The sequence below is a fragment of the Arthrobacter sp. P4_F10 genome, from assembly GCF_056401435.1.
On sequence record NZ_JBFUJJ010000095.1, the window covers coordinates 1 to 619 of the forward strand.

Annotated in this window: 1 rRNA gene; it reads right to left on the reverse strand. The window is 57.1% G+C overall.

Annotation, left to right across the window (positions count from 1 at the left end):
• Positions 1-515: 515 nt before the first annotated feature.
• Positions 516-619 (reverse strand): 16S ribosomal RNA (locus AC1DR1_RS23160); the annotation flags it as partial.

The following is a 619-nucleotide window of genomic DNA, read 5'->3' on the forward strand; positions in this document are numbered from 1 at the left end:
GCACACCAGCACCAGCCACACCCCAAGGGGCACAACCAGAGCAACGGCACAGATCCAGGTTCATATTCTTGGAAATTGCTTCTTATAAAAGATGCTCGCGTCCACTATGTAGTTCTCAAACAACAACCCCGTACCACACACCCCACACACGCCCCGCCCCAAAAGACAGGAACAACCGTATGATCGGTGCAGCCAGGAAACCAGAAACACAAGTCCCACASCACAACCACGCACCCYCCCAAAGGAAGAGCAACGCGGCCGCGCCATGGTCCTGTTGCCTCAGGACCCAACAGTGTGCCAAACACTAAACCGCCCCCACTGACCCCACACCGTTCCAGGAACACTCTCAAGAGAGGATCCGTACTGGGCAAGGAGAAAGAAGCTGCGGCCGCTATTTGCTGATATTCCACCCGTGAGCACCCGCCGCAGAACAATCGTCTGCGCAACGGGCGTTACTCCTGACAACCCCTCCACACCCGCATACACGGGGCAAGGTGACTGTAGGTGCTCCTTAGAAAGGAGGTGATCCAGCCGCACCTTCCGGTACGGCTACCTTGTTACGACTTAGTCCCAATCGCCAGTCCCACCTTCGACAGCTCCCTCCCACAAGGGGTTAGGC